Source organism: Arthrobacter sp. 01T419, assembly GCF_056398865.1.
Map to the genome: position 1 here is coordinate 116,768 of NZ_JBFTQF010000002.1, position 26,328 is coordinate 143,095.

General features: G+C 62.9%; 27 protein-coding genes and 1 tRNA gene. 10 read left to right on the plus strand and 18 right to left on the minus strand.

The window, feature by feature from the left end:
• Window positions 1–39: 39 nt before the first annotated feature.
• Window positions 40–507 carry an aminoacyl-tRNA deacylase gene (locus tag AC1DLO_RS04175; RefSeq protein WP_476889345.1) on the plus strand — a complete coding sequence of 156 codons (468 nt, stop codon included), beginning with the start codon at window positions 40–42 and terminating at the stop codon, window positions 505–507.
• A gap of 152 nt (window positions 508–659) precedes the next feature.
• Here the strand turns inward: AC1DLO_RS04175 and rplL are convergent, their stop codons facing one another.
• The 9 genes from rplL to AC1DLO_RS04220 form a co-directional block, all read right to left on the minus strand.
• Window positions 660–1,037: a 50S ribosomal protein L7/L12 gene (gene rplL / locus AC1DLO_RS04180; RefSeq protein ID WP_184740626.1), complete on the minus strand. Its 378-nt coding sequence runs from the start codon at window positions 1,035–1,037 to the stop codon at window positions 660–662.
• Between the two features lie 76 nt (window positions 1,038–1,113).
• Window positions 1,114–1,719 (minus strand): 50S ribosomal protein L10, encoded by a 606-nt coding sequence (gene rplJ, locus AC1DLO_RS04185; RefSeq protein WP_395798191.1) that lies wholly within the window; start codon window positions 1,717–1,719, stop codon window positions 1,114–1,116.
• 300 nt (window positions 1,720–2,019) lie between these two features.
• On the minus strand, window positions 2,020–3,171 hold the full coding sequence (locus AC1DLO_RS04190; protein ID WP_476889346.1) for a GNAT family N-acetyltransferase: 1,152 nt from the start codon (window positions 3,169–3,171) through the stop codon (window positions 2,020–2,022).
• Entirely contained in the window at window positions 3,150–4,241 is a 1,092-nt protein-coding gene (locus AC1DLO_RS04195) for a GNAT family N-acetyltransferase (protein WP_476889347.1), read from the minus strand. Before AC1DLO_RS04195 ends, AC1DLO_RS04190 begins: the two co-directional genes overlap by 22 nt.
• A 194-nt stretch (window positions 4,242–4,435) precedes the next feature.
• A complete protein-coding gene (gene rplA / locus AC1DLO_RS04200; RefSeq protein ID WP_184741994.1) occupies window positions 4,436–5,143 on the minus strand; it encodes a 50S ribosomal protein L1 in 708 nt (235 codons plus the stop codon).
• A 221-nt stretch (window positions 5,144–5,364) separates the two neighbouring features.
• On the minus strand, window positions 5,365–5,793 hold the full coding sequence (gene rplK / locus AC1DLO_RS04205; RefSeq protein ID WP_184741995.1) for a 50S ribosomal protein L11: 429 nt from the start codon (window positions 5,791–5,793) through the stop codon (window positions 5,365–5,367).
• A 129-nt stretch (window positions 5,794–5,922) separates the two neighbouring features.
• Entirely contained in the window at window positions 5,923–6,744 is an 822-nt protein-coding gene (gene nusG, locus AC1DLO_RS04210; protein WP_184741996.1) for a transcription termination/antitermination protein NusG, read from the minus strand.
• Window positions 6,745–6,858: 114 nt separating this feature from the next.
• Window positions 6,859–7,140 carry a preprotein translocase subunit SecE gene (secE, locus tag AC1DLO_RS04215; protein ID WP_184741997.1) on the minus strand — a complete coding sequence of 94 codons (282 nt, stop codon included), beginning with the start codon at window positions 7,138–7,140 and terminating at the stop codon, window positions 6,859–6,861.
• Between the two features lie 82 nt (window positions 7,141–7,222).
• Window positions 7,223–7,295, minus strand: a tRNA-Trp gene (locus tag AC1DLO_RS04220).
• A 325-nt stretch (window positions 7,296–7,620) separates the two neighbouring features.
• On the opposite strand from AC1DLO_RS04220, the gene AC1DLO_RS04225 reads away from it, so the two are divergent.
• Window positions 7,621–8,850 carry a pyridoxal phosphate-dependent aminotransferase gene (locus AC1DLO_RS04225; RefSeq protein ID WP_184741998.1) on the plus strand — a complete coding sequence of 410 codons (1,230 nt, stop codon included), beginning with the start codon at window positions 7,621–7,623 and terminating at the stop codon, window positions 8,848–8,850.
• A gap of 249 nt (window positions 8,851–9,099) precedes the next feature.
• Here AC1DLO_RS04225 and AC1DLO_RS04230 read toward each other — a convergent pair whose 3' ends face one another.
• Together AC1DLO_RS04230 and AC1DLO_RS04235 are read right to left on the minus strand one after the other, a co-directional pair.
• Entirely contained in the window at window positions 9,100–9,771 is a 672-nt protein-coding gene (locus AC1DLO_RS04230; protein WP_476889348.1) for a LuxR C-terminal-related transcriptional regulator, read from the minus strand.
• On the minus strand, window positions 9,768–11,192 hold the full coding sequence (locus AC1DLO_RS04235) for an ATP-binding protein (RefSeq protein WP_476889349.1): 1,425 nt from the start codon (window positions 11,190–11,192) through the stop codon (window positions 9,768–9,770). The genes AC1DLO_RS04230 and AC1DLO_RS04235 overlap by 4 nt, the downstream gene beginning before the upstream one ends.
• A gap of 125 nt (window positions 11,193–11,317) precedes the next feature.
• Here AC1DLO_RS04235 and AC1DLO_RS04240 point away from each other — a divergent pair, with 125 nt between their 5' ends.
• The 5 genes from AC1DLO_RS04240 to AC1DLO_RS04260 all read left to right on the plus strand — a co-directional run bounded on the left by AC1DLO_RS04240 (window position 11,318) and on the right by AC1DLO_RS04260 (window position 15,543).
• Window positions 11,318–12,859, plus strand: coding sequence for a PspC domain-containing protein (locus AC1DLO_RS04240; protein ID WP_476889350.1), 1,542 nt, complete (start codon window positions 11,318–11,320; stop codon window positions 12,857–12,859).
• Between the two features lies 1 nt (window position 12,860).
• A complete protein-coding gene (locus AC1DLO_RS04245; RefSeq protein ID WP_476889351.1) occupies window positions 12,861–13,154 on the plus strand; it encodes a hypothetical protein in 294 nt (97 codons plus the stop codon).
• A gap of 46 nt (window positions 13,155–13,200) precedes the next feature.
• Window positions 13,201–13,458 (plus strand): PspC domain-containing protein, encoded by a 258-nt coding sequence (locus AC1DLO_RS04250; RefSeq protein ID WP_476889352.1) that lies wholly within the window; start codon window positions 13,201–13,203, stop codon window positions 13,456–13,458.
• Between the two features lie 245 nt (window positions 13,459–13,703).
• Window positions 13,704–14,729, plus strand: a complete 1,026-nt coding sequence (locus AC1DLO_RS04255) for an ATP-dependent 6-phosphofructokinase (RefSeq protein ID WP_476889353.1) — start codon at window positions 13,704–13,706, stop codon at window positions 14,727–14,729.
• Between the two features lie 82 nt (window positions 14,730–14,811).
• Window positions 14,812–15,543 (plus strand): GNAT family N-acetyltransferase, encoded by a 732-nt coding sequence (locus AC1DLO_RS04260; protein ID WP_476889354.1) that lies wholly within the window; start codon window positions 14,812–14,814, stop codon window positions 15,541–15,543.
• 74 nt (window positions 15,544–15,617) lie between these two features.
• Here AC1DLO_RS04260 and AC1DLO_RS04265 read toward each other — a convergent pair whose 3' ends face one another.
• The 7 genes from AC1DLO_RS04265 to AC1DLO_RS04295 form a co-directional block, all read right to left on the minus strand.
• Entirely contained in the window at window positions 15,618–17,159 is a 1,542-nt protein-coding gene (locus AC1DLO_RS04265) for a DHA2 family efflux MFS transporter permease subunit (protein ID WP_476889355.1), read from the minus strand.
• Between the two features lie 54 nt (window positions 17,160–17,213).
• The gene (locus AC1DLO_RS04270; RefSeq protein WP_476889356.1) at window positions 17,214–17,774 is read right to left on the minus strand and encodes a PadR family transcriptional regulator; all 561 of its coding nucleotides are present in this window, start codon (window positions 17,772–17,774) and stop codon (window positions 17,214–17,216) included.
• A 136-nt stretch (window positions 17,775–17,910) separates the two neighbouring features.
• Window positions 17,911–18,324 (minus strand): ankyrin repeat domain-containing protein, encoded by a 414-nt coding sequence (locus AC1DLO_RS04275; RefSeq protein WP_184738241.1) that lies wholly within the window; start codon window positions 18,322–18,324, stop codon window positions 17,911–17,913.
• Complete coding sequence (ygfZ, locus tag AC1DLO_RS04280; RefSeq protein ID WP_476889357.1) at window positions 18,321–19,406, minus strand: CAF17-like 4Fe-4S cluster assembly/insertion protein YgfZ; 1,086 nt, start codon at window positions 19,404–19,406, stop codon at window positions 18,321–18,323. The genes AC1DLO_RS04275 and ygfZ overlap by 4 nt, the downstream gene beginning before the upstream one ends.
• 22 nt (window positions 19,407–19,428) lie before the next feature.
• Window positions 19,429–20,151, minus strand: coding sequence for a flavodoxin family protein (locus AC1DLO_RS04285; RefSeq protein WP_476889358.1), 723 nt, complete (start codon window positions 20,149–20,151; stop codon window positions 19,429–19,431).
• Window positions 20,152–20,237: 86 nt separating this feature from the next.
• Window positions 20,238–20,837, minus strand: a complete 600-nt coding sequence (locus AC1DLO_RS04290; protein ID WP_476889359.1) for a nitrobindin family protein — start codon at window positions 20,835–20,837, stop codon at window positions 20,238–20,240.
• Between the two features lie 166 nt (window positions 20,838–21,003).
• Entirely contained in the window at window positions 21,004–21,738 is a 735-nt protein-coding gene (locus AC1DLO_RS04295; RefSeq protein ID WP_184738248.1) for a permease, read from the minus strand.
• A gap of 317 nt (window positions 21,739–22,055) precedes the next feature.
• Here AC1DLO_RS04295 and AC1DLO_RS04300 point away from each other — a divergent pair, with 317 nt between their 5' ends.
• The 3 genes from AC1DLO_RS04300 to AC1DLO_RS04310 all read left to right on the plus strand — a co-directional run bounded on the left by AC1DLO_RS04300 (window position 22,056) and on the right by AC1DLO_RS04310 (window position 26,328).
• Entirely contained in the window at window positions 22,056–22,754 is a 699-nt protein-coding gene (locus AC1DLO_RS04300; RefSeq protein WP_476914406.1) for a winged helix-turn-helix transcriptional regulator, read from the plus strand.
• A gap of 247 nt (window positions 22,755–23,001) precedes the next feature.
• Window positions 23,002–23,973: a mycothiol synthase gene (mshD, locus tag AC1DLO_RS04305; protein ID WP_476889361.1), complete on the plus strand. Its 972-nt coding sequence runs from the start codon at window positions 23,002–23,004 to the stop codon at window positions 23,971–23,973.
• Window positions 23,974–24,078: 105 nt separating this feature from the next.
• Window positions 24,079–26,328 carry an RNA degradosome polyphosphate kinase gene (locus AC1DLO_RS04310; protein ID WP_184738255.1) on the plus strand — a complete coding sequence of 750 codons (2,250 nt, stop codon included), beginning with the start codon at window positions 24,079–24,081 and terminating at the stop codon, window positions 26,326–26,328.

Sequence of the window (26,328 nt, forward strand, 5' to 3'; positions counted from 1 at the left end):
TTCGGCAGCGTCAGCGGCCACTTGAGAAACGAGGCATGAATGCGCGGGACTGAGCGGTTCCTGGCCGACGCTGCCGCCCGCGGCCTGGAAGTCCAGCTCGTGGAACGGGCGGCGGCCGGAAGCCTTGAGGAAGCGGCCCGCATCATGGGGCTCACGCCGTCGGACATTGTGAAGTCCCTTGTCGTCAAACACCGGGACGGAACCTTCCTGTTCGCGCTGGTTCCTGGCGACCGGCAGATCTCCTGGCCCAAGCTGCGCGCACTCCTGGGCGTCAACAAGCTGTCCATGCCCTCCGCCGATATCGCCTTCGAGGCCACCGGCTATGAGCGCGGCACCATCACTCCGTTGGGAAGCTCAAAGCCCTGGCCGGTCTATGCGGACGCCAGCATCGCAGGACGGCGGGTATCCATGGGTGCTGGCGAACACGGATTCAGCGCTTTCGTGAAGGCCGACGAACTGGCTATCGCTTTGCAGGCCGTGGTGGCCGACATCAGCGACCCCCTCTGACCCTTCCAAAGGCAACGCGGGGTCACTTACGGCCCATCCAGCAGCACCCAGTGGGCCGTAAGTGACCCCGCGTTGCTCTTAAAGGCAGGAAGCCCCGCCCGGACGAATCCGGACGGGGCTCCCAGGTAAAGTGAATTACCCGAAAAGGCGAGTTACTTGACAGTAACCGTGGCGCCGGCAGCTTCGAGCTGCTCCTTGGCCTTCTCTGCGGCTTCCTTGTTGGCGCCTTCGAGGACGGCCTTCGGTGCGCTGTCAACCAGGTCCTTGGCTTCCTTGAGGCCGAGGGAGGTGATGGCGCGAACTTCCTTGATCACTGCGATCTTCTTGTCGCCGGCAGCTTCGAGGATGACATCAAATTCGGTCTTCTCTTCGGCTTCTTCGCCAGCGCCGCCCGCAGCCGGGCCTGCAACTGCAACAGCAGCAGCAGTAACTTCGAAGGTCTCTTCGAAGAGCTTGACGAACTCGGAGAGCTCGATGATGGTCAGTTCCTTGAAAGCTTCAATGAGCTCTTCGTTGCTGAGCTTCGCCATGTTTGGCGTCCTTCCTTTAGGTGGTGCCGCTACGAACATCGTCCGTTACTGCACCTCAGTTTGGTGGGGGGAGAACTTAGTTCTCTTCGGTTGCTGCTTCAGCGGCTTCAGCCGGAGCGGCAGCCTCTTCTGCAGCAGCCTCGGCGGGAGCCTCTTCGGCAGCCGGTGCTTCTTCAGCGGCCGGTGCTACAGCGCCGCCCTCTTCTTCAAGCTTGAGGCGCAGAGCGTCAATGATGCGTGCAGCAGCGGCAGCAGGTGCCTTGAGGATGCCTGCAACCTTGGCGAGCTGCAGCTCACGGGACTCGAGGGCTGCCAGAGCGGCAACCTCTGCTGCGTTCAGTGCCTTGCCTTCGAAGTAACCGGTCTTGATGACCAGCTGCTTGTTGACCTTGGCAAAGTCCGTCAGGCTCTTGGCGGCAGCAACCGCGTCACCCTTGATGAATGCAATCGCAGTGGGGCCGGCGAGCTGACCGTCGAATGCTTCGACACCAGCTTCCTTGGCTGCAATGGCGGTCAGGGTGTTCTTGACGACCGAGAACTTGGTGTCCAGGCCGAGAGAAACACGCAGCTCCTTGAGCTGTGCGACAGAGAGCCCGCGGTATTCGGTCAGGACAGCGGCGTTCGATTCCTTGAAATCGTTCGTGATCTCAGCTACTGCAGAGATCTTGCTAGGCGTTGCCATAACCCTCCTTCCGGGGAATAAAGCCGGTCTTCCGGGTCCCCGCTCAAAAGAGCTGTAACTAAAAAACGCCCCGCGCAGATGCACGGGGCTTGGCTCGACACGATCAAATGATCATGGAGACTTGCTTCGTTCACCTGCGCCGGCCGCCCTTTGTCAGGGTCCTTCGTCAGGGAAACCACTTGGTTCTTCCGCGCACAGCTGCAGTGTTGAGCTGCGCACAGAGGAGTGGATTCCCATCAACCGACGGTCTTTGGTAGTTCAAGCTTACGGGACGGGCAAGTGCAAACCAAATCACGCCGGTCACTCAGAAGAAGTGACCTTCGGACCCATGTCCGGCAGTTCCTTTTGCCACAGGCCCGTGACTCCTGCCGTGGTGAATCCCAATTGCTTGTTCACCGTCAGCAGGTACCGGTTTTCCGGCGCATTCCAGGTGTAGATCACCCGGGCGTCAGGGAACTGCTCGCTGAGGCGCTGCATGTTGGCGACCTTGATGAGAAGCCCGAGTTTGTTTCCCCGGTGCTCCTGCAGGACGATCGTGTCGTCTTGGAAGACGACATCCTGACGCTGCGCCAGGACGCCGATCGTGGTGAGCCCGACGATCCGCCCGCTGGCGACGTGCTCGACGGCGGTGACCACCGTTCGGCGTCCCTGCGCGACGGCGGCTTCTTCCGCTTGCCGTAGGACACCGGCGTCGAACACTAATTGCTGCTGCTCGGCCTCCGCCGTCTCACCACCCTCCGACACTATTTCGCCGGCAGCATTCTCGAGCGCCGCCACGGCTTCGAGCCACTGTTCCGGGCAGCGGTCCGTCCAGTGGTGGACTCGGTACCGGCCGGCATTCGCGTCTTCCGCTTCAGCCTCAAGCTCAGCGACGAGTTTCGAATCCAGCGGGAGGGTGCAGGAACTGAACTGTTCGATGTGCTGGAGCGTGTAGCCGGTGCGTCGGGCGAAGTCGACCTCACGGCTGGCCAAGGGGACGAACCCGAGGCCACTGCCCGGCACCAATTGTTCGTCGGCACCCCCATGCAAGGACGCGGCAGGGTGGTTGGTGTCCACCATGATCATTGTCCTGCCCTCGCTCTTGGCGAAGTGTTCGGCGGCCTCCAGAAGCTGCCGCCCGACGCCCCTGCGTTGGAACTCCGGGAGGATATCGAGGGTGAATTCGGCCAGGTCCATGTTGTCGGCGAGCGGGAGCGCGATATCGACCGTGCCGACGATGCGTCCGTCGACGCGGGCCACAAGGATGACCTGGCGTTCGTAAGGATCTGCAAGTTCGAGCAGTTTCTCCAACGGCGTGTAGGCGAGATCGTCGCTTCCCCAGATCTGCATCCGGACTTTGCGGCTGACTTCCACGGCGGCGAGAAAATCCTTCGCGTCGTCGGCGTCAAGGGAATCCGGGATCCAGAGTTGGCCGATCTCCACCGTGCTCGTCATTTGGTCCTCTTTTGCCATTCGCCGTCGTATCCCACCGGTCGGAAGCCGAGCTGTACGTTGATGGCCAGCATATGTTCGTTTTCCTCGGCGTTAAAAGTCATGACGCGCCGGACAGCCGGATATGCCGCTTGCAGTCTTCTCAGGTTCGCCAGTTTCACGAGCATTCCCAGCCCGTGGCCTCGGTGCGGCCTTGCCACCAAGGTATCGTCCTGATCGGCCACCCATGCCTTCGCGGGATCAAGGTAAATCACGGTGTACGCGGCGAGTTCCCCTGTTGGGCGATGTCGTGCGGCTGCCACCAGGGCGGTTTGGCCCTCGGCAAGGGTAGTGTCCTCAAGTTGCCTGACGCGGGCCGCGTCCCAGGCTTCCGCCTCAATCTCAAGGCCTCCCGCGGGAGTATCCGTACTCATCCGGCCCATCAGAACCGCCATCTGCTCCACGTATTCGCCGGGACAACGGTTCGTCCAGCTAACGACCTCGTATGCGGCGTCCGCCTTGGAATGGGCCGCGAGCTCAAGGCTCGCCCACTCGGCATTGTGGTCCATCTCCAGCCCGCTGAACCTGCTGGCCTGCTCCAGGCGGTATCCGTTTTTGAGGCAGAAGGTGACTCCTGGACCATCTTCGGGCACTCCCCCGGCTCCCGTGGCCGGATCAAGGAGACCGGTTCCTGGGAAGCCGGCGGGGTGTTCAGTGTGCGCCTGCAGGACATGCCTTCCCTGGGCCTTCGCGACCTCTTCCACCGTGCGGAGCAAGGCGGTTCCGATTCCGTGTCCGCGATATTTCTGCAAGACACCTACGTGCAGCCATGCGGTCCCGGCGTTGTCTTTGAGCGGAACGGCGCAGGAAGCATAGCCAACAATGCCGCCGTGATCCCGAGCGGAAAAGATCCTGGATGCCTCGTAAGGAGTGCCGCGCCAAGCCGCGAGACGGGATGCGGCCGAGGATGCCCTGTCCAAGTTTCCCCAGGTTTCCAGCACCATGGCGTCCATTGCGGAGCAGAGCTCCCTGAACTCCTTGCCCTCCGGTCCTTCCAGGGACTCCGGCAAGTGGAGCTCATGGATGCTGAAGTCCGGAAGCTGGCCTGTCATGTCCCCAGCCTAATCAGAGGCTGCGAGCCGCGATAGGTACCTGTCGGCCGCGCCCAGGTGCCGGCCCCGAGTAGGCGCGAGCCGCCGTCGTACGCTTCACCACGCCGCGAAAGCGGCTCCCATGGCGGACAAAACAAAAGGACCGCCCGGTGCGATGCCGGACGGTCCTTTCAGAGTCGATGCTCCCCTGCGGCTTACGCCTCGGTGAGAACCTTGGTGACGTTCGGGTCAACGGTGATACCCGGGCCGAACGTGGTGGCGACGGTGGCCTTCTGGATGTAGCGGCCCTTGGAAGCGGACGGCTTCAAGCGAAGAACCTCTTCCAGTGCTGCTGCGTAGTTCTCGGCCAGCTTCAGCTCGTCGAAGGAAACCTTGCCGATGATGAAGTGCAAGTTGGAGTGCTTGTCGACGCGGAAGTCAATCTTTCCACCCTTGATGTCGTTGACAGCCTTGGTGACGTCTGCGGTCACGGTACCGGTCTTCGGGTTCGGCATCAGGTTACGCGGGCCGAGGACCTTACCGAGGCGGCCAACCTTGCCCATGAGGTCAGGGGTTGCCACCGCGGCGTCGAAGTCGGTCCAGCCGGCCGCGATCTTTTCGATCAGGTCATCGGAACCAACGAAATCGGCGCCTGCAGCAATTGCCGCTTCGGCCTTGTCGCCCGTTGCGAAAACCAGAACGCGGGCAGTCTTACCGGTGCCGTGCGGCAGGTTGACGGTGCCACGGACCATCTGGTCGGCTTTACGCGGGTCAACGCCGAGACGGAAAGCGACCTCAACGGTTGCGTCGAACTTGGACGGGTTGGTGTCCTTGGCGAGCTTGATGGCTTCGAACGGGGCGTAGAGCTTGTCTGCCTCGATCTTGGCTACGGCTGCCTCATATGCTTTGCTGCGCTTTGCCATGCTGCTTTTTCTCCTTGTGCAGTTGTGGTCTACGGACCGCGCTGGGCCCTGCCACAGTTGGAAATCCGGCGTGGATCTCCAACATTCTCAATATTTCAATGGTGCCGGTTTCCCGGCGGGAGGTGGTTAGCCCTCGACAGTATCTAATTGTCGAAAGTCTCCGGGATTCACTTCCGGCGAGTGCTTCGTTCCTCAGCCCTCACCGTCCGTTCGTTCCTCGACTATTCGACGGTGATGCCCATGGAGCGAGCGGTGCCCGCAATGATCTTGGCAGCACCCTCAAGGCTGGTGGCGTTGAGGTCTTCCATCTTGGTGGTGGCGATCTCGTTAACCTGTGCCTGGGTCAGCTTGGCAACCTTGACGGTGTGCGGCGTGGCCGAACCCTTGGCGACGCCTGCAGCCTTCTTGATGAGCTCTGCAGCCGGCGGGGTCTTGGTGATGAAGGTGAAGGAGCGGTCTTCGTAGACCGTGATTTCAACCGGGATAACGTTTCCGCGCTGGGATTCCGTTGCAGCGTTGTACGCCTTGCAGAATTCCATGATGTTGACACCGTGCTGGCCAAGCGCAGGACCGATCGGCGGGGCCGGGTTGGCGGCACCTGCCTGGATCTGCAGCTTGATGAGGCCGGTGACCTTCTTCTTGGGAGCCAATGTAGGTCCTTCTCTCAATAACTTCCTAGGACACAGGAGCGTGCCTCAGGTTTGTGGCCGCCATGGCAAGGCGACCGACCGCTCCGTGGCTGCTAAGCGGGCAACCGCGGGGCGAAATTCTTGGATCAACTAGATCTTGGTGACCTGGTTGAATGCGAGCGTAACCGGGGTTTCGCGTTCGAAGATCGACACGAGGACCACAAGCGTCTGGGAATCCATCTTGATCTCGGAGATCGTGGCGGGAAGGGTCTCGAACGGACCTTCCTTGACGATGACAGACTCTCCGACCTCGAAGTCGATGTCGACCGGTGTCTGGTGCTGTTTGTTGACCGGCTTGCCCTTCTCGGCCTGCTGCTCTTCGAAGACCGGAGCCAGCATGGAGAAGACCTCGTCGAGGCGCAGCGGAACCGGGTTGTGGGCGTTACCCACGAAGCCAGTGACACCAGGGGTGTGACGGACGGCGCCCCAAGAGGCGTCGGTCAGGTCCATACGGACGAGGACGTAACCCGGAATGCGCACGCGGTTGATGATCTTGCGCTGTGCGTTCTTGATCTCGACGACTTCCTCCATGGGCACCTGGATTTCGAAGATGTAATCTTCCATGTCCAGGGTCTGGATGCGGGTCTCAAGGTTGGCCTTAACGCGGTTTTCGTAGCCTGCGTAGGAGTGGATGACGTACCAGTCACCCTCCTGGCGGCGAAGCTTGGCCCTGAACTCGTCAGCGGGATCGGCTGGCGCCACGGCCGCAGCGGCGGCCAGGGCGTCGGCGTCGGACTCGTCCTCATCGGCGGCGTCGGAAGACTCGTCGTCGGACTCATCCTGGTCGGCGTCATCGACGTCGGCAGTTTCGGGCGCAGCAGAATCGACCTCGGATCCTTCCACGGCGTCAGCCGTGCTTTCAGCGGGCCCATCCAGCTCAGTCTCAGTTACCTCGAGCTCCTGCTCAGACACTTGGTCTCCTGCTTCCTCATTGCCTTACATGCCTATTTAAATGGCTCAATTCCGCAAACCCTGCGAAACCCCTTGATTATCCGGGGATTCCGCGCGGTTTACGGAGCGATCCGCTTAGCGGTTCGTGACGCCAGTACCGCCGAAGACCCATTTGATTCCAGTACCGAAGGCCAGATCAAGCAGGGTGACGATGAGCATCATGATGGTCACGAACACCAGCACCACGAGCGTGTAATTGATCAGTTCCTTGCGGGTTGGCGCGACTACCTTCTTGAGTTCGCCGATAACCTGGCGAACAAAAAGTGCAATTCGAGCGAAGAAGCCAGAATCGGACTTCTTAGCAGGGCGGCCCTTCGAGCTGCTCGCAGCTGTTTCGGTCACCTGATCCTCACTCATCTATGCAAACGTCGTTGACCCGACCCTGATCAGAGCCATGGTTGCTGCGCTTGTTCCGGGGGTAACCCCGGAACAGCTTGCGCAGGGCAGACAGGACTCGAACCTGCAACCTGCGGTTTTGGAGACCGCTGCGCTACCAATTGCGCCACTACCCTATGGATCGAATCCATATTTTGGCCACGCTCCACACAAGCCGAGGAACCCCCATGAACATAGAGATTCCACACCAAGTCTGGGGCGCGAACCATTGTGATGTTTTTCAACACCGGTGAACCAGTCTACGCAACAACGCCGCGATAGTCGAACCGGGTCATTTCCGGAGTGTTCAGGCCGTCCCGCTTGTGTGATCAGCGCTCGGTTGATCAACCTGCACTGTCACTTTCCCGGCGTTAGCCCGATAGCTCCGCAGAACAGCATAAAGTAGATTCCGTCGAATCCCACCATCCAGCTCATGAGCTGCCAGCGAAGAACGGTGCTTTAATGTCTGCCGGAATACCTGCCGCCCGCATTTCACAGCGAATTTCCGCCATCGCCGAATCCGCCACCCTTGCCGTTGACGCCAAGGCCAAGGCGCTCAAGGCAGCGGGTCGCCCCGTGATCGGCTTCGGCGCCGGGGAGCCCGACTTCCCGACCCCCGACTACATCGTCAAGGCCGCCGTCGAAGCCGCCTCCCAACCGAAGTACCACCGCTACTCCCCCGCAGCCGGCCTGCCGGAACTGAAGCAGGCCATTGCGGACAAGACGTTCCGCGATTCAGGCTACAAAGTCGACGCTTCCCAGGTGATGGTTACTAATGGCGGCAAGCAAGCTGTCTACAACACCTTCGCCACGCTCGTTGACCCGGGCGACGAGGTCATCATCCCCACGCCTTTCTGGACCACCTACCCGGAAGCAATTCGTTTGGCCGGAGGCGTACCTGTTGAGGTCTTCGCCGGCCCGGAGCAGGGTTATTTGGTCACCGTGGAGCAGCTCGAGGCCGCTGTCACGGACAAGACGAAGATCTTGCTTTTCGTTTCCCCGTCCAACCCGACCGGCGCCGTCTACAGCGCCGAACAGGTGGCCGAGATCGGTAAATGGGCAGCGGCCAAGGGCCTCTGGGTTGTCACCGACGAAATCTATGAGCACCTCACATACGACGGCGTGCCCTTCACCTCCATTGCCACTGCAGCCCCCGAACTCGGCGACAAGGTGGTCATCCTCAACGGCGTCGCCAAGACCTATGCCATGACCGGATGGCGTGTCGGATGGATGATCGGCCCGGCCGACGTCATCAAGGCCGCCACCAACCTCCAGTCGCACGCGACGTCGAACGTTTCCAACATCATGCAGATCGCTGCCCTGGCAGCAGTCTCCGGCCCGCTGACCGCCGTCGACGAGATGAAGGTCGCCTTTGACCGCCGCCGCAAGGCGATTGTCGCGGGACTGAACGCAATCGAGGGTGTGGAATGCCCGACGCCGACAGGCGCCTTCTATGTGTACGCCGACGTCCGCGCGCTGCTGGGTAAGGAATTCCCGACGTCGAACGGTCCTGTCCGTCCGTCGACGTCGGCAGAGTTGGCCTCGCTGATCCTCGACGAAGTTGAAGTGGCGATTGTTCCTGGCGAGGCGTTCGGCCCCTCCGGATACGTGCGCCTCTCCTACGCCCTCGGCGACGAGGACCTGGCTGAAGGCGTTCGGCGCTTGCAGGAGTTCCTCGGCCAGGCCAAGTAGCCTTTCAGCTACAAACGCTCGCTCACCCTCTGATCGGAAGGTGAGCGAGCGTTTGGCTTTAAGGCACTAAAGGTGAGCGAGCGCCGGGGGAATTTGCCACATAGGCGAGCGAGCGTCGGGGTTTTGGGGCATATATCTGCAGGAGCGTGCGAAGCTCGGCACCCGCTCAAGTGCCGCCGTCGTCGTACGCCCGACGCTCGCTCGGATATTTCCGCTTTCCGTCCGACGCTCGCTCGGATATTTGGAACGTTAGAGGAGGCGGCGTTCAGCAGCCCATTTGGTCAGTTCGTGACGGCTGGAGAGCTGGAGTTTGCGGAGCACCGCGGAAACATGGGTTTCCACGGTCTTGATGGAAATGAACAGTTCCTTGGCCACCTCCTTGTAGCTGTAGCCACGGGCGATGAGGCGCATGACTTCCAGTTCCCTCGCGGAGAGGCGGTCCAGTTCGTCGTCGGCGATCTCCGCAGGGGAGGTCCCGAAGGCGTCCAGCACAAAACCGGCCAACCGCGGCGAGAAAACGGCGTCACCATCGGCCACGCGGATCACGGCATCGGAGATCTCGGGACCCGAAATGGTCTTGGTGACGTAACCGCGAGCCCCGGCCCGAATCACCGCTACGACGTCCTCGGCGGCATCGGACACGCTCAAGGCCAGGAAACTGGTGCTTCCGAGCAAGGGCACCGACGCGGCAATGACCTCCCGCCCGCCGCCGCCAAGGCCACCGGGCAGATGGACGTCAAGCAGCACCACTTCCGGCCGGACCTCGGCAATCACGGCAATGGCCTGCTCCACGGTTCCAGCCTCGCCCACGACGTCGATCCTGGAATCGAGATCGGCCTTGAGCCCGGAGCGGAATATGGCGTGATCGTCAACGATCACTACCCGGACCGTCCCCGGTGTTTGCTCTGGTGTGCCGCTCATGCTTTGGCCTCTCCATTTCGGTTCTCTGCTTTGTCGGCGTTCTCGACGGGCAGCTTCAGTCGGACCTCTGTGCCCTCGGAGCCGCTGCTGATCACTGCCGTACCGCCGTGGCGCTTCATCCGGCCGATGATCGATTCTTTGACACCAAGCCGGTCTTCCGGAACAGCATCCGGGTCAAAGCCCGGTCCCCGGTCCCTGACGAAAACCTCACTGCCGGCATCCGAGCTCTCGAGGTAGACGGACACGGCGCCGCCGCCATGCCGGGCAGCGTTGTGCATGGCCTCGCGAGCTGCGAGGACGAGGGCCTCGTGCCTGTCCGTCATGGCCGCGTCTCCCACGCTGACGACATTCACGGCGTGCCCGTGCGCGTCCTCCACCTCGGCTGCGGCCGCCGCAATCCTCTCTGCCAGGAGTCCCGAGTCCTTGGCGGCGTCCCGGTATAGCCAGGTACGCAGTTCACGCTCCTGGGCACGTGCAAGGCGGATCACGTCTTGCTCGGAACCGGCGCGACGCTGGATCAAGGCAAGCGTCTGCAGCACCGAGTCGTGCAGATGGGCTGCGATCTCGGCCCGCTCAGTCTCGCGAACACGCCCCGCACGCTCGGTTTCAAGGTCTTTCCAGAACTTCAGGCCCCACGGCAGCAGCACTAGGGCGACACCACCCAACACCGCTATCGAGGCAAGTAGCGCGAGCCATGTCTGTTCCCACGAGCCGGAACCGGACACCATCACCAGCACTCCAGCAACCACCAACGCCAATCCAGCGGCGAGGCGGACCCAGCCGCCGGCTTGATCCGCCTTGGTCTTGTCCACCAGCCCGGCCCTGCGCGTCTCATCCAGTTGCATCCACGCGATCGCCGCGCCGCCAAGAATGGCTGCAGCCGGGATCAGCGTGCCAAGAGGGACGTCGACGCCGAACTGACGGGCGATCAGGATTGCCGCCACGAGAAGGAGGCCGGCTCCCAGCAGGATCTCCTTCCCGTACTGGATGCGCCGCACCCTGAACCAGGAGGCGAATACGGGAGGAGGGCCGGACGGCGGCAGAGGCGGCGCTCCGCCGTCGGGCGCTGTTCCCTCGGATGCGCCAGGGGCGCTCCGAGCCCAAGCAGCCGGCGTCCAACCAGGAGCGGGCGACCCTGTGGCCGACGTGGGGCCAGTGAAGGGAGGCAGGCTCACTGCGGGGGCAATGGGCGACGCCGGGCGGCGGCTATTGCGGCGGGCGCTTTCATCCGCGGTAGGCACCATGACCCACAGCCAGGCGTAGAAGGCCAAGCCTGCACCGCCGGCGAACGAGGCAAGGACCATCCCGAGCCGGACGTACTTCACTGGCCAGCCCAAATGGTCGGCCAAGCCGCTGCAGACGCCCGCAATCATGCGATCGCTGCTGCGGACCAGCGGCGGGCGTTGCGTGGCGATTGTCATGAATCCATCCAAACACGGATCAAGGCCTTCGGCGCTGGAAGCAGGACATCTCAGGGGGCCACTCAGGGAACGTTCAGGGTATCCCCCAATAGAGGGAGATGGTCGCCGGACGGCAAGATCGAAGCATGAACTCGAACAGCATGAATCCAGAGGACTCCGGACACCCTGCGGATCCCGGGCAACCCGAGGAATCCAGCGAGCCGGCCGGGATCGGCTCGCCGGAAGAACCCAGGCGGCAAAACACCAGTGGCACCGAGAGCGGTAGCACCGCAAACACCGGCGGCACCGCACCGAACTACGCCGTCCCCGCGCCCCCACAGAACTTTTTCAACTGGATCCGCAGCCAAGGCATCAGCCGTGGCCGGGACCGGTGGATGGGCGGCGTGGCCAGTGGCATCGCGCACCGCTTCGGCATCGATCCTTTGATCGTCCGCGGCATCTTCATCATCCTCACCGTCTTCGCCGGCATCGGCATCCTGCTCTACGGCATCGCCTGGGCGCTCCTGCCGGAACCCGATGGCCGCATTCACGCCCAAGAGGCCGGCGCCGGGCGCTGGTCTGCAGGCATGACCGGCGCCGTCATCACCACCATCATCGGATTGCCAAGCCTCGGCCGCGGTTTCTGGGGATGGGGCTGGAACGGCCTTCCAGGGCTCTTCTGGACGCTGTTCTGGATTGGCGGCGTCATCTACTTGATCTATTTCCTGGTCCAGCGCAGCAAATCCCGCAGCGGAGGACGATCCATGGAAACCCAACACTTTGCGCCTGCTCCGGGCACCCCGGGCGCCGGCACACCAGGCGGCGTCTACGGGGCAGCGCAGAGCACCTCCTATGAAGGCGGCATGCACGGCTACGGCGCTGTATCGCCGTCGGGCACGCTCCCGCCGTCGGCCGTGGGTTATTCCGGCCCGCCCAACAGCGGCCAGTACGGCGCAGGTGCCTACGGGGCTGGCGGGCCCGCCGCGCCTTCGGGTCCCTTCAATCCAGCCGGGCCCTACCCGCCGGGTGGCGGACACAACCGGCCCCAGCGACCCAAACGGCAGGGACCGGGCGCGACTATCGTAGCTGTCTCCGCGGGGGCGGCCCTGCTGGCCGGCGGAACGCTCAAGCTTCTCGACGCCGGCAACGTCATCCATCTCGGTGACGCCGCCAACGCTGTGGTCTGGGCCACGGGCGCTGGAGTCCTCGGCCTCGGCATCCTGGTTGCCGGACTTCGTGGCCGAACTTCGGGGCTGCTGGGATTCCTGGCCGTCGCGACGCTGGTGATCGGGGGGATCTTCAATATCGCACCCACTGCGGACCACTTCCGTCTCCAGAATGGCCAATGGAATCCCGTAAGCATCGACGATGCCCGCAAAGGCTTAGACCTTACGGGAGCCAACGGGATCGTTGATTTGACGAAGTTGAACGTGAGCGCGCCGCTGAGCGCCGACGTCGTGGTTCCGATGGACGTGACGGCCAGCAACATCAAACTCCTCATCCCCGCAAACGTGCCGGTGGAGGTCCAAGCGAACATGACCTTCGCGAACCTCAAGCAGGACCCCAGCGCCATCAGCCATAGCAGCAACGGCAATCAGAACAGCTTCAACACCGACAAGCCTGGCGCCAAGCTGATCGTCAAGCTCGACGGCACCTTCAGCAATGTCACCGTCCAGGAAGGAAACTGACATGAGTACGCACGAACCCGCGCCCACGTTTGGAACGGGCCACTCAGCATCTGAGCCCGTGGTGCGAGCTGCCCGGGCCCGGGTCGGCACCGTGGTCTGGGGGCTGATCGTCCTGGCACTGGCCGGCCTGATCATCGTTTCCAAGCTCGGCCTTGTGGCCCTCAATGGCAATTACGTACTGATCGGGCTCATGATCGGGGCCGGTGCGGCACTCGTGATCGGCGGCCTGCTGTCGGCCCGTTCACGAAAAGGCAACGGGTCCGGCTCCAGCGCCGCCGATTCTGACGGCCAATAAAAAACCGACACGTGACAAAGCAGCCACAACAGGGAAGGCTCTAGCCATGAACAAGTTCTTCAACATCGTCCGGGGCATAGGCCTGAAGCGCGGTCCGCAGCGTTGGCTCGGAGGGGTTTGCGGTGGCATTGCCGCCAAGCTGAACGTGGACGTGGCCTACGTCCGCGTTGGCTACCTGATCTTCTGCCTTCTGCCTGGACCGGCCGTGGTGATCTACGTGGTGGCGTGGCTCTTGCTTCCCAACCAGAGCGGAGACATTGCGCTGGAATCTTTCCTCAATCAGCGTTCGCAAGGCAAGAAATAGGGCAGCCTAGCCAGCGGGCTCACAGGGCTGAGCGAGTTCACACCAGCGCTCCGCCGCGGCGGGGCGCTGGGCTTTTAAGCTCGGTTTCAAAGCCGGGCTTTCGGGCGATATTTCCACACTGTTTCAAAAGTCTCATCCTCGGCGCCGGTCATGGTTTGTGTCCTACCCCACATTGCCGCCTACAATCGTTGTGAGCTCAGCGTGGCGCTCTGCACGTATACCTCCTAACCAGGATTTGAGCCCTCATGAAAATTGGAATCCTTACCAGCGGTGGCGACTGCCCCGGACTCAACGCGGTTATCCGTGGCGCCGTCCTCAAGGGAATTGCCATTCACGGCCAGGAATTCGTCGGTTTCCGGGACGGTTGGCGCGGCGTCGTGGAGGGCGACGTCATCGACATTCCCCGCACTATGGTCCGCGGCATCGCCAAGCAGGGCGGAACCATCCTCGGTACGTCCCGCACCAACCCGTTCGAGAACGGCGGCGGGCCTGACGTCATCAAGGCCCACATGGACCGCCTCGGCATCGACGCCATCATTGCCATCGGCGGCGAAGGCACCCTGGCTGCCGCCAAGCGCCTCACCGACGCCGGTTTGAGGATTGTTGGCGTTCCCAAGACTGTGGACAACGACCTCGACGCCACCGACTACACCTTCGGTTTCGACACTGCCGTCCAGATCGCGACCGAGGCCATCGACAGGCTGCGCACCACCGGAGAATCGCACCACCGCTGCATGATCGCCGAGGTCATGGGCCGCCACGTGGGCTGGATCGCCCTGCACGCTGGCATGGCCGCCGGTGCCCACGCCATTTTGATTCCCGAGCAGAAAGTCAGCATCGAGCAGATCACCGAGTGGGTCCAGGAGGCCCACGATCGTGGCCGCGCGCCCTTGATTGTCGTCGCCGAAGGCTTTGTTCCCGACCACATGGAAGCCCCACACTCCGAACGCGGCTTGGACACTTTTGGCCGGCCCCGCCTGGGTGGCATCGCCGACCAACTCGCCCCGGAAATCGAAGCCCGTACCGGCATAGAAACCCGTGCCACGATCCTCGGCCACATCCAGCGCGGCGGCGTCCCATCGGCGTTTGACCGCGTTCTGGCCACCCGTCTCGGCATGGCGGCAACCGATTCCGTAGTGGAAGGCCGCTGGGGAACCATGGTGGCCCTCAAAGGCACGGACATCGAGCACGTAGGCTTCGAAGCTGCCTTGGGCAAGCTCAAGACCGTCCCGCAGCACCGCTACGACGAAGCGGCGGTTTTGTTCGGTTAGACCGGTCTTCGAGGAGCAAGCAGGCACTTTCGGGTGGCCTGCTTGCTCCTTCCTTTTTCAAGGACTGCATAGACTCGATGTCATGGAACTTGATGCGGGATCGGCCGAAATTGTGCTGCTGGCCTGGGCCCGTCATTTGGGGTTCGACGACGAAGCTTTCAGTTTCGCTTCCGGGTCGCCCGCCGCCCGTCCCGGTGAGCGCTTAGTCCGGGAAGACGAAGACGCAGAGTCGATCACGTTTGTGAGGCTGTTTGGCCGCTCCGCCCTGGTGGCTCCGACATGGGCGCTGGCTGCCGCCGTCGAACTCTCAGACGAAGAGCTCAGCGAGCATTCCGCACTCTTGCGGCTCAGCCGCGAGCACGGGGGCCACGGCCTCGGAACATCCGCGCTCCTCTTCGCCGACGATCTTCCCCTCTTCCAGCCTGGCGGGGAAGTCACCGTCTCCCACGGCCACCCCGAGGCGATCGAATTGGAGGGAAGATGCCCTCCGGACGACGTCAATGAAGTCCACCTCTCAAGGATGGACCACCATTTCACGGTGATGGATGGCAACGAACCGGACCGCAAACCGGTGGCCTGCGGAGCCTATGCCGAGTGGCAAGGGATCCTCGCAGATATGGGAGTCCTGGTGCCACCGGAATTGCGCAGGCAGGGACTCGGAACCCTGGCTGCCTCGATCGCGGCACACGAGGCACTTGCCTCCGGCCTGACGCTGCAATGGCGAACGGCGCTGGACAACCGCGGGTCGCTGGCCTTGGCGCGAAGGCTGGGATTCGTCGACGGCGGCATCCAGACGTCGGTGCTGCTTCGCTAGCTCTCTTGGCGCGAGTTGGCAGACGATGCCCTCAAAATCGCATTCTGAGGGCATCGTCTGCCAGTTCGCGCGGGCTAACGCCTCGCCTGGCCGCCGTCTTGCGAAACCGTCTCGGGCTCGGCCTCAGTTGCAGGCGCCGGGGAACCCCAGCCTCGGACTGCTTTCGGCTTGGCGAAGAACAACGCCGCCACAGCGCCCAGCAGAATCGCAAAGGCGGGGAGCAGGACGGACTGGCTCATCGCTGTCGAGAAGCCGTCATGCAGGAATTCAGGCAACTTGCCGGTGAATCCGCCTTCGCCAGCGGGGGCGGCACCTGGAGGAGCCGCCGGCAGCTCGGCCGCGAGCCGTGATTGGATGAGGGCAGCAATCGCGGCCGATCCCAGCACCGCACCGATCTGGCGCGTCGTGTTGAAGACACCGGAACCGGCGCCGGCCGAGCGCGGCGGGAGGTTGCGGGTGGTGGCGTTGGAGACCGGACCCCAAATGAACCCGTTGGCCACGCCCTGGAGGGCACTAGGGAGCAGGAACATCCAGATGGGAGTGTCCGGCTTCAGTAGGGTCCCGGTCCAGAACAGTGCGCCGGATAGGCAGAGGAGCCCGAAGGCGGCGAACCATCGCGGGTTGATGCGGTCGATCAGCTTGCCAACGAAAGGCGCCAGCGCACCGGAGATCACAGCCATGGGGATCATGAGCAGCGCGGACTGCGTGGGAGTCAACCCACGGACAACTTGGTAGTAAAAGATGGTGGGCAGCGGGAAGGCCGTGATGGTGAAGCCCACCGCCATGATGGTGGTGTTGCCCAGCGAGAAGTTGCGGTCCTTGAACAGCCCAAGCGGCAACAAGGGCTCGCCTCCACGGCGCTCCAGCAGCCACTGCCACACGACAAATACGCCCAAGACAAGAAGGCCCGTGATGATCAGGCCCCACACGGTAATGGCTCCGGTGACGGTCCCCCACTTGTAGCTCTGGCCTTCTTGAATGCCAAACACCAGCAGGAACATGCCGGCGGCGGACAGCAGCACACCCACGACGTCAAACTTGTGGCTGTGAGTGGTCAGCTTCGGTACCAGGCGCGTCACGAGGACGAAAGCGACAATGCCGATGGGAACGTTGACGAAGAAGATCCACTGCCAACCGAGGCCGTCAACCAGCACGCCGCCGAGGATCGGGCCTACGAGGATGGCCATACCTGCTGTGGCTCCCCAGAGGCCCATGGCTGCGCCGCGGCGATCCGGCGGGAAGATACGGGTGATGACGGCCATGGTTTGGGGTGTCATCATGGCCGCGCCGACGCCCTGCACAACGCGGGCGACGATCAGTGTGCCGATGTCGCCCGAAAGTCCGCACCACAGGGACGCAAGGGTGAAGACCACGAGGCCGATCAGGTAGAGGTTCTTCGGCCCGAAGCGGTCACCGAGCCTTCCGGTGATCAGCAACGGCACTGCGTACGCGAGGAGGTAGGCGCTCGTCACCCAGATCACAGCGTTGATGTCGGTATGAAGGCCTTCCATGATCCGCGGATTCGCCACGGAAACAATGGTGGTGTCGATCAGGATCATGAAGAACCCGACCACGAGGGACCACAGTGCGGGCCACGGTTTAGTTACGTTTTCCATGGGATTCCTTTGACTGTGCTGAATTTCTTGCAAGATGGTGCGTTGGACGGGCGGCTACCATGGCAACAGCCCACTGCGGAGATCATTTTGGAAGCTGCGGATCCAGTCGATTTCCGTCCGCAGCATGGACTGCTGGTACTTGATATCGATCCAGAATTTGGGCTCGATGCCCCTGGCTGTGACGGATTCTTCACCGCGAAGCAGGAAGCCGAGTTGGTCTTCCAGGCTCGCCAGCCTGTCGTCCAGGAGTTCCAGCACGACGTCGGCCGGCAGGTTGTGTGCCTCGGCAATCGCGTGGGGGAAGCTCGGGTATTCGTTCACGGGTTCCGCGAGCATGTTCTGGAGGCGCTCCGTCAACGCCTCCCTGCCGGTTCCGGTGATTCGGTAAGTTGTGCGCTCGGGCCGGTTGCCGGCGCGGTCAATCCCTGTGGCCTCGACCAGACCGCCCTCTTCGAGGCGACCCACCGCGTGGTAGAGCGTCCCCGGCCGCACCTTGACCAAGCGGTCCTCGTGCCGGGCCATCAGGAGCTGGTACATCTCGTAAGGGTGCATGGGCGTCTCGACAAGGAGGGCAAGTGCAGCGACGCCAAGCGGAGTCAGTGCGGCTCGTGCCATTTTATTCATCCTCCGTGCGAACTATTCCACAGCAACTATTCCACATGGAATAATTGACCGCAACATGCCCGCGCCAGACAGCCGCCAAACACGGACAAGGCCCGGCGTCCCGAGCAGCTATCCGAGCATTCCTGGCTTATCCGAGCAGTGCGAGTATCTCCGTGCGGGCAAACATGCTGGCGGCCTCGCGCGCTGTGGGCGCTCCGGCGTCGGGATCTGCGCCGGCGTCAATCAGTACCCGGGCCACCTCCGTGTAGCCCTTGAAGACTGCGCCTGCCAGCGGCGTCTGGCCACGGTCGTTGGCGGCGTTCGCCTCGGCGCCGTGGTAGAGCAGTAACTGAACGGTTTCAGCGTGGCCGTGGTACGCGGCCAGCATCAGGAGTGAATCACCCGCGGCATTGCGCATTCCGGCGGGCGCGCCGGCATTGAGGTAGCTGCGCAGGAGCTCCGAGTTGCCCTCCCGGGCGGCATCGAACAGCGTGTGGGCCAAGGCAATGGCCTCGTCATCAGCACCCGCAGCTTGGGCTTCAGCGCCCGTCGTTTCGCTCATCGGTGGGGTCCCTTCAGGAATCCGGTCTGGCGCCCCACCACCTGTCCGGCGTCGGGCGCAACAATTACTTCCTGGGCGGCCGGATAGGGTTCCTCACCATCCAGGACGGTTAGCACTTCCTGCGGATCCACAGATCGCTTGATGAGCGCCAGCCCTACTGCGCCCATTTCGAAGTGCTGAGCCACAGATGTCAGCGTACCCACCTTGCGTTCCCCGGCAAATACGACGCTACCTGCCGCCGGGAGGGTGTGCTGCGAGCCGTCCAGTTGCAGAAAGACGAGCCGCCGGGGTGGGTGCCCCAGGTTGTGGACGCGGGCGATGGTCTCCTGGCCCTTGTAGCAGCCCTTGGACAGGTGGACCGAAGTCCGCAGGAGATCGAGCTCATGGGGAATGGTCTTCTCGTCCGTTTCCGCGCCGAGCCGGGGACGCCAGGCGGCAATGCGGAGCGCCTCCGCGGCCAACGAACCGGCGAGGGCCATACCCTCAACCGCGGTTTCAAGCTCTGCCGCGGGAATGAGGTACTCGAACCAGGGACGCTCAAGGCCGGGATGGGAACTCTCCTCCACCACGCTGTAAGAGTAGCCGCCGACTCCGATGTGCGGCCACGGGTCCTCCCAGACGAGCCGCCCGGACCAGGCGTCAAGGGGCTTGGTGGAACCGACGACGGCCCAATCGGCCGATACGTCAGCTACTTCGACGCGCAACATGAACCGCATTTTGTTGAGCCACTCCGCCAGCGGGGCAGCCTCGGCGGCTTCGACCAGCAGCCAGGTGGTCCCGCCGTCGTCCACTACGCGAGCGTCAAACTCGATGCGGCCCTGAATGGTGAGGAGCAGGAGTTCGCTCGAGACGCCCGGCTGAAGGTTGGTCAGTTGCTGGGAAGACAGGGTGTTGAGCCAGCTGAGACGGTCCGGTCCGGTCACCGTGACCACGCCCCGGTAGGAAAGGTCGACGACGGCGGTGCCGGCGGCGAGTGCGCGCTGCTCACGCAAGGGTTCGCCGTAGTGGGCCGCGACGCCGGAGTCCTCGCCGCCGCCTTCTACAGCTCCGGGGCGCGACAATAGGGGGCTCTTGTAAGTCATATGTAGTAGAAGTCCTTGGGGCTCAGCGGTATTCCGGGTTTTCAAAATCGAAGCGCGTGCCGGCTTTCCATTCATCCGGGAGGTTGCCGTAAGCGGGAATGCCGCCTACATCCTTGAGCATCCGGGCGTAGTGGAGCAGGTTCCAGGTCATGAAGGTGGTGTTCCGGTTGGTGAAGTCGCTCTCAGGGCCACCGGATCCTTCGTCGAGATAGCTGGGACCAGGACCGACTGCGCCAATCCAGCCGGCATCAGCCTGTGGCGGAATGGTGAATCCTACGTGCTGGAGGCTGTACAAGACGTTCATGGCGCAGTGCTTGATGCCGTCCTCGTTGCCCGTGATGAGGCAGCCGCCAACCTTCGGATAGTACGCCCATTGGCCCTTGCTGTTGAGCTGGCCCGAGTGGGCGTACAGACGCTCGATGAGCTTCTTGGTCTGGGAGGAGTTGTCCCCCAGCCAGATGGGACCGGCCACCACCACGATGTCGGCTTCCAGCACCGCCGGGTACAGTTCGGGCCATTCATCCGTGGCCCAGCCGTGTTCGCGCATGTCCGGATACACTCCGGGGGCGACATCGTGGTCCACGGTACGGATGACGCGGGTACTGACGCCCTGCTTTTCCATGATGCGCTGACTAATGGCGATGAGCCCGTCGGTGTTGCTCACTTGCGGGGATGGCTTCAGCGTCCCGTTGAAGAACACAGCCTTGAGATCGTCATAGCTGGCAGGTTTTGCTGCTTCGTTCACTCGCTGCTCCCTTTTGGTTCGAACTGCGAAACGGGACGTTCAGTGAGACCTCTTCGGGAGACCTTGAAGCTGGAGAACAGGCCCTCCTAGGAGAGCTTGTTCAGGAAAGCCGAAGCATGGGCCTCGAGCGACTTACCCGGAGTGGACACATCCCAGCGCCACAATAGATTGCCATCCACGAGGCCGAAGATGCGTGTGGCCGCAGTGTATTCCTTGGAGTGGCCGCCGCGCATCACCATGTCGGTGCTCATGTGGATTTGCGGTCCCCTGATCTGGCCGTAGTACAGCTCGCTGATGCCGCCGGGGTGGGCGATCGACACCGAGATGTCGAAGCCGCCGTCCGCGTTTCGGTGAGCCTCGACGTCGTCGGCAGTCTTCAACGCCGGGACTATATCGGCCGGGATCAGTCCCGGACCTCCATCGGCGTCAATCATTTTCCGCTCCAGCGCCCAAAAGCCGGTCTCCACCGTCAGGGGCCGCAGCTTGGTGCCGTCCTCATCGCTGAGCCAGCTTTCGGCGCGGTACTCCAGGTACGGCAGACCATGGTGCGTGAAGGAGACGTGCTGGATGAAGTGATCCGAGTCCTCGTCACCGCTTCCAAGCCGTCCCCGGCCTTCCCACTCACCAATGAGCCAGGAAAGGGGTACCAGTTCGGGTGTCAGGTCTGAAGGAATTTCGATGGGCACAGCAATTACCTCAGTGGTCCAGAAGGTACAGAAGCTCTATTTCTGGCCCTTGAAGAGACGGTAAACGACAAAACCGGCAAACCACGCCATCGAGAGGCTGGCCAAGCCGAGGAGGACAAGGAAGAAGATTTCAAATGCAAGTACGGACATGATGCCATCCTAACTGTTAGTAGATGAGTAGTTTGTCGATGAAGTAGCACAAGGCACCAACCGCCCAAACGGGCGCGACACCCATGCCCAGAACGGCCGGAAAGTTCAGGCGGCCTAGCCGAAGCGTGACCATGCGGCGGAAACTGACCAAGACCGAGCCGATGGCGACGCCCACGACGATCGCGGGCACGATCGAAATATTCGAGAACACCAGGCCGGCCAACGGGGCCACCAACCCGGCAGCCACGATGCCCAAAGGCGCCACCACCCGGTCCGGCCAGCGCAACAACCCGGCAAGCAGGGCAACGGCAGCACTGAGACCGGCAACAAGCACCATTTCCTTGATGCCATTGAACCTTGAACCCGCGATCCACCCTGCTCCGAGGCAGCTCAGCAACACGCCTGCGCAGCTACCGAGAGTGGATTCAAGCCGCTGGGCTTGGCCCGTTCCGCGGATCAGCTGCACGACGAACACCGCGATCACGCCGGCGGCAATAAAGGCGGGCGTTGCGTCGAGAAATCCGGGGGCTGGAATTAAAGCAGCGGCCAAGGCCGAAGCCGCACCGCTCAGCCCAATCACCGCGGCGAGGGTCTTTTTGGCGGGAACCGCCAGAAAATGGGGCCATCCGACGCCGACGGCGGCCGCTGCCAGGATTCCGACGCCCACCAGCCCCTCCGGGGGGCCGTAGGAGCTGGCCACGATAACCGCGAGCGCGACGAGGCCGACCACCCCGATGCTCCAAGACTTCACTGTGCCCCTGACCTCACTGTGTCCCTAACCCGCCGCGCCCTCGACCCCACGGCGTCCCTGCGGGGCCCCGTTTCGTTCTGAGTTGCGACTAACCTCTTGCCAATCCTGCCCTATACGGCCGAAATATGTCGCAAACAGGGGTTGATGGTGTCACGAATCCCTGACGTTGCAGGGGCCTTTAGGTATACTCGGTTGTCAACAGCGCTTCTTGTTGCAACGCTTCCGTTACAACGGAACCTCGCCCCTTGAGCAGCTACCGGCCGGTGGAAACCCGGTTCAGACGCCCGATGATGCGCGGACCGCCCATTGGAGGAACTATGTCGCACATCCTGCTCCTGACGAACAGCACCGGGTCGTCGGTAGACATCCTGCCTGCCTTGGAACTCTTGAACCACCGGGTCCACATCCTTCCGGCAGAACCGACGGCATTGCTCGAAACCGATCCCACCGACGTCGTTTTCCTCGATGCCCGCAAGGACCTGGTGGGGGCCCGCTCCCTGACCCAGTTGCTCAAGGCCACGGGCCTGAGCGCCCCCCTCATCCTGATCCTCACCGAAGGCGGCATGGCTGCCGTCTCCTCCGCGTGGTCCGTGGATGACATCGTCCTCGATTCCGCGGGGCCCGCCGAAGTCGAGGCCCGGATCCGCCTGGCCGTGGCCCGCGCAGTCCCGGGCGAAGAGGAGACGCAGACCGAAATCCGCGCTGCCGGCGTCGTGATTGACGAAGCAAGCTATACGGCCCGCGTGAACGGCCAGCCGCTCAACCTGACCTTCAAGGAGTTCGAGCTGTTGAAGTACCTTGCCCAGCACCCGGGCAGGGTCTTCACGCGCCAGCAGCTCCTCACCGAAGTATGGGGCTACGACTACTACGGGGGCACCCGAACCGTGGACGTCCACGTCAGGCGCCTGCGTGCCAAGCTGGGCGTGGACCACGAAAACCTGATCAGCACGGTCCGCAACGTTGGCTACCGGCTGACGCTGGTCCGTTTGCCGGAAGATGAACTCTCGGAGGCCTGAGCTTCCGAAGCAAGGAAAGGCCCGGACTCGGCGAGTCCGGGCCTTTCCTTGCCGACTGATCCCGGCTTGCGCCGGTTGTCAGCTTGAGTGGAGGACATACGGGTCGAACGTATCGCGGCCACCCCACTGGTGGATCCCCCTCGTTTCCCGCTTCGCAAAGCCGGACGAGTTATAGACCTTACACGGCCAAGGGAGTGCCCGCAAAATCCATCCCGCCAAACGGGCCGCGGACGTATAGCCTTGCAGCATGAGCCTTGCGCACCCGGAGAACTGGCCTGTCCTCGTCGTCAAAGGCGCCTCGGACCGCGAGCTGTTGAGAGACATCAAGACTCTCGCCGCAGCCGCGGAGGAGTCGGACGGCAATCCCCCCTTGTCCGAACAGACTTTGGTGATGCTGCGCGGAGCCGACGCCGGCGACCACTCAGTGCTCACACTGGCCTTGTACGCCCCGGACGAGCAGTCCGATCCCGCAAGCGGACAGGACCTGGCGGGGATCGCCGTCGTCGTTGAAGCGGACGACGGGACCGGGGTCCTGGAAATGGCCGTCCACCCCAGCTACCGCAACCAAGGAGTCGCCGGCAGGCTGTTGGACTCGCTCCGCGACGGCCGCGGGCTTGCGGGGCTGAACGCCTGGTCCCATGGGAACCACGAGGCCGCCGCGGACCTGGCCGCCCGCTACGGCTACGGTCCGGTGCGCGAACTATGGAAGATGCGGCTGATGTCCTCCACAACGGAACTGCCCGACGCCGGCCTGCCCGAGGGAATCTCGCTGCGCGCCTTTGTGCCGGGGCAGGATGAGTCCGCCTGGCTGGCTGCCAACAGGGCGGCTTTTGCCCATCATCCCGAGCAGGGGTCCTTGACCAGGGCCGACTTGGACGCGCGGATGGCCGAGGACTGGTTTGACCCCGCAGGATTCTTGCTGGCCGTGAACACCGACGGTGAATTGCTCGGCTTTCACTGGACTAAGGTGCACCCCCGGCAAGGTCCCCATCCGGCGATCGGAGAGGTCTACGTTGTGGGTGTGACGCCCGCAGCCCAAGGCCTGGGGCTTGGCAAGGCGCTCACTGTCGCCGGAATCAGGTATCTCCAGAGCCACGAACTGCATTCCGTGATGTTGTACGTCGACGCGGACAACACCGCCGCGGTTGCCCTCTACCAGAAGCTGGGCTTCGTGCGTTGGGACGTCGACGTCATGTATGCGCCGTTAACCGGGAAGTAACCCGGGACCAAGGAGCATCTGAAAGGTTAGGACATCTAGGATTCCGGCACGTGGAATCCTTGTAGGGTTGAAGCAACCCCCCCGCGCTGAACGAAGGAGAGCCCGATGAATCCGGACCCGGTCGGAACCACCAAAACCGAGGTCAAGGGCGCAACCTTGCCTCCGCGCTTCGGTTCTTCGGAAGTCCCAGCCGCGCGGGCTACCCAGGATCGCATCGACATTCCTGAATTTGCGCCCTCCCTGGAACCGGAAGGCGACATCACGCCTGACCGCTTCCTGGACCGCGAACTGAGCTGGCTTGCGTTCAACTCGCGCGTTCTCGAACTTGCCGAGGACCCGGACCTCTTCTTGCTGGAGCGCGTCAATTTCCTCTCGATCTTTGCCTCAAACCTCGATGAATTCTTCATGGTGCGCGTTGCCGGCCTGAAGCGACGCATCGCCACCGGGCTCGCGGTGCCCTCCCCCGCAGGCCTGAGCCCCATCGAAGTGCTTGAGCAGATCGGCGAAGCCGCCCACAAGCTGCAGGAACGGCACGCCCGGGTGTTTGCCGAGCAGATCCGCCCCGCTTTGGCCTATGAGCACATCCACCTGATGCGCTGGGACGAGCTCGACGACGAAGCGCAGCACCGCCTGAGCGTGATGTTCGGCGAGAAGGTCTTCCCGATCCTGACCCCCCTCGCCGTCGATCCCGCCCACCCGTTTCCCTACATTTCCGGCCTTTCCCTGAACCTGGCAGTGATTGTCCGCAACCCCGTCAGTGACAAGGAGCTGTTCGCCCGCGTCAAGGTTCCGGACCAGCTGCCCCGCCTTGTCTCGATTGATGGCCCCCGCGCCGGCGCCGTCCCGGGCCGGGTGGCACGCTTCATCGCCCTCGAAGAGGTTATTGCCGTTCATCTGGACAAGCTGTTCCCCGGCATGGAAGTCATGGAGCACCACAGTTTCCGCGTCACCCGCAACGAGGACGTCGAGGTTGAAGAGGACGACGCCGAGAACCTCCTGCAGGCGCTTGAGAAGGAACTGCTGCGCCGCCGCTTCGGCCCTCCCGTTCGGCTCGAGGTCACCACGGACATCAACCCGAACATCCGTGCACTCCTGGTGCGGGAACTCGGCGTCGAGGAATCCGAGGTCTACTCTGTTCCCGCGCCCCTGGACCTGCGCGGCCTGTCGGTCATTGGTGGAATCGACCGTGCCGACCTTCATTACCCGAAGCACGTGCCCCACACCTCGCGGTACCTGAACGAATCCGAGACCTCCAAGGCTGCCAACGTCTTCGCCGCCATGCGTCGCCGCGACATCCTGCTGCACCACCCATACGACTCGTTTTCGACGTCGGTGCAGGCCTTCCTGGAGCAGGCAGCCGCCGACCCCAAGGTCCAGGCCATCAAGCAGACCCTGTACCGCACCTCCGGAGACTCACCCATCGTCGACGCCCTGATCGACGCCGCCGAGGCCGGCAAGCAGGTCCTGGCACTCGTGGAAATCAAGGCCCGCTTCGACGAGCAGGCCAACATCTCGTGGGCCCGCAAGTTGGAGCAAGCCGGCGTGCATGTTGTGTATGGCATCGTGGGACTCAAGACGCACTGCAAGTTGTCCCTCGTGGTCCGCCAGGAAGTTGATGGCCTGCGCCGCTACTGCCATATCGGAACGGGCAACTACCACCCGCGCACGGCCCGCTACTACGAGGACCTAGGCCTGTTGACCTCGAACGAGCAGGTGGGCGAAGATCTGTCCAAGCTCTTCAACCAGCTCTCCGGATACGCTCCCAAGTCCACGTTCAAGCGACTTCTCGTGGCACCTCGCTCGGTGCGGTCCGGTCTGATCGACAGGATCGAGACCGAGATCCGCAACGCCCGCGCAGGAATTGCCGCCAAGGTCCAGATCAAGGTCAACTCGATGGTGGACGAGGCCACTATCGACGCCCTCTACCGGGCGTCGCAGGCCGGGGTAAAAGTTGATGTCATTGTCCGTGGCATTTGCTCACTGCGTCCGGGCGTACCTGGACTGAGCGAGAACATTACTGTTCGCTCCGTCCTGGGCCGCTTCCTGGAGCACTCGCGCGTGTTTGCCTTTGCCAATGCCAACGATCCCGTGGTCTACATCGGCTCCGCGGACATGATGCACCGCAACCTCGACCGCCGCGTAGAAGCCTTGGTCCAGCTCTCCAGCCGCGAAGACACAGCAGAAGTCATGGACCTGCTGCGCCGTTACCTGGACCCGGGCACTGCCAGCTGGCATCTCGACAACGAAGGTCATTGGACCAGGTTCCACCAGGCCGAAGACGGCACGCCGCTGTTGGACATACAGTCCTGGCTGCTGGCCTCCCGGTCCCGCCAACGTGCAGTTGCCCGGCGGTAG

Bases quoted from the DNA above. Each gene is read 5' to 3' on its own strand.
- AC1DLO_RS04270 (WP_476889356.1), bottom strand. From the start codon at position 17,774: ATGGCACGAGCCGCACTGACTCCGCTTGGCGTCGCTGCACTTGCCCTC.
- AC1DLO_RS04195 (WP_476889347.1), bottom strand. From the start codon at position 4,241: ATGACAGGCCAGCTTCCGGACTTCAGCATCCATGAGCTCCACTTGCCG.
- AC1DLO_RS04245 (WP_476889351.1), top strand. From the start codon at position 12,861: ATGAGTACGCACGAACCCGCGCCCACGTTTGGAACGGGCCACTCAGCA.
- AC1DLO_RS04235 (WP_476889349.1), bottom strand. From the start codon at position 11,192: ATGACAATCGCCACGCAACGCCCGCCGCTGGTCCGCAGCAGCGATCGC.
- AC1DLO_RS04250 (WP_476889352.1), top strand. From the start codon at position 13,201: ATGAACAAGTTCTTCAACATCGTCCGGGGCATAGGCCTGAAGCGCGGT.
- AC1DLO_RS04265 (WP_476889355.1), bottom strand. From the start codon at position 17,159: ATGGAAAACGTAACTAAACCGTGGCCCGCACTGTGGTCCCTCGTGGTC.
- AC1DLO_RS04260 (WP_476889354.1), top strand. From the start codon at position 14,812: ATGGAACTTGATGCGGGATCGGCCGAAATTGTGCTGCTGGCCTGGGCC.
- AC1DLO_RS04275 (WP_184738241.1), bottom strand. From the start codon at position 18,324: ATGAGCGAAACGACGGGCGCTGAAGCCCAAGCTGCGGGTGCTGATGAC.
- mshD (WP_476889361.1), top strand. From the start codon at position 23,002: ATGAGCCTTGCGCACCCGGAGAACTGGCCTGTCCTCGTCGTCAAAGGC.
- AC1DLO_RS04310 (WP_184738255.1), top strand. From the start codon at position 24,079: ATGAATCCGGACCCGGTCGGAACCACCAAAACCGAGGTCAAGGGCGCA.
- AC1DLO_RS04225 (WP_184741998.1), top strand. From the start codon at position 7,621: ATGTCTGCCGGAATACCTGCCGCCCGCATTTCACAGCGAATTTCCGCC.
- ygfZ (WP_476889357.1), bottom strand. From the start codon at position 19,406: ATGACTTACAAGAGCCCCCTATTGTCGCGCCCCGGAGCTGTAGAAGGC.
- secE (WP_184741997.1), bottom strand. From the start codon at position 7,140: ATGAGTGAGGATCAGGTGACCGAAACAGCTGCGAGCAGCTCGAAGGGC.
- AC1DLO_RS04230 (WP_476889348.1), bottom strand. From the start codon at position 9,771: ATGAGCGGCACACCAGAGCAAACACCGGGGACGGTCCGGGTAGTGATC.
- rplA (WP_184741994.1), bottom strand. From the start codon at position 5,143: ATGGCAAAGCGCAGCAAAGCATATGAGGCAGCCGTAGCCAAGATCGAG.
- AC1DLO_RS04240 (WP_476889350.1), top strand. From the start codon at position 11,318: ATGAACTCGAACAGCATGAATCCAGAGGACTCCGGACACCCTGCGGAT.
- AC1DLO_RS04300 (WP_476914406.1), top strand. From the start codon at position 22,056: ATGTCGCACATCCTGCTCCTGACGAACAGCACCGGGTCGTCGGTAGAC.
- rplL (WP_184740626.1), bottom strand. From the start codon at position 1,037: ATGGCGAAGCTCAGCAACGAAGAGCTCATTGAAGCTTTCAAGGAACTG.
- rplJ (WP_395798191.1), bottom strand. From the start codon at position 1,719: ATGGCAACGCCTAGCAAGATCTCTGCAGTAGCTGAGATCACGAACGAT.
- AC1DLO_RS04175 (WP_476889345.1), top strand. From the start codon at position 40: ATGCGCGGGACTGAGCGGTTCCTGGCCGACGCTGCCGCCCGCGGCCTG.
- AC1DLO_RS04190 (WP_476889346.1), bottom strand. From the start codon at position 3,171: ATGGCAAAAGAGGACCAAATGACGAGCACGGTGGAGATCGGCCAACTC.
- AC1DLO_RS04255 (WP_476889353.1), top strand. From the start codon at position 13,704: ATGAAAATTGGAATCCTTACCAGCGGTGGCGACTGCCCCGGACTCAAC.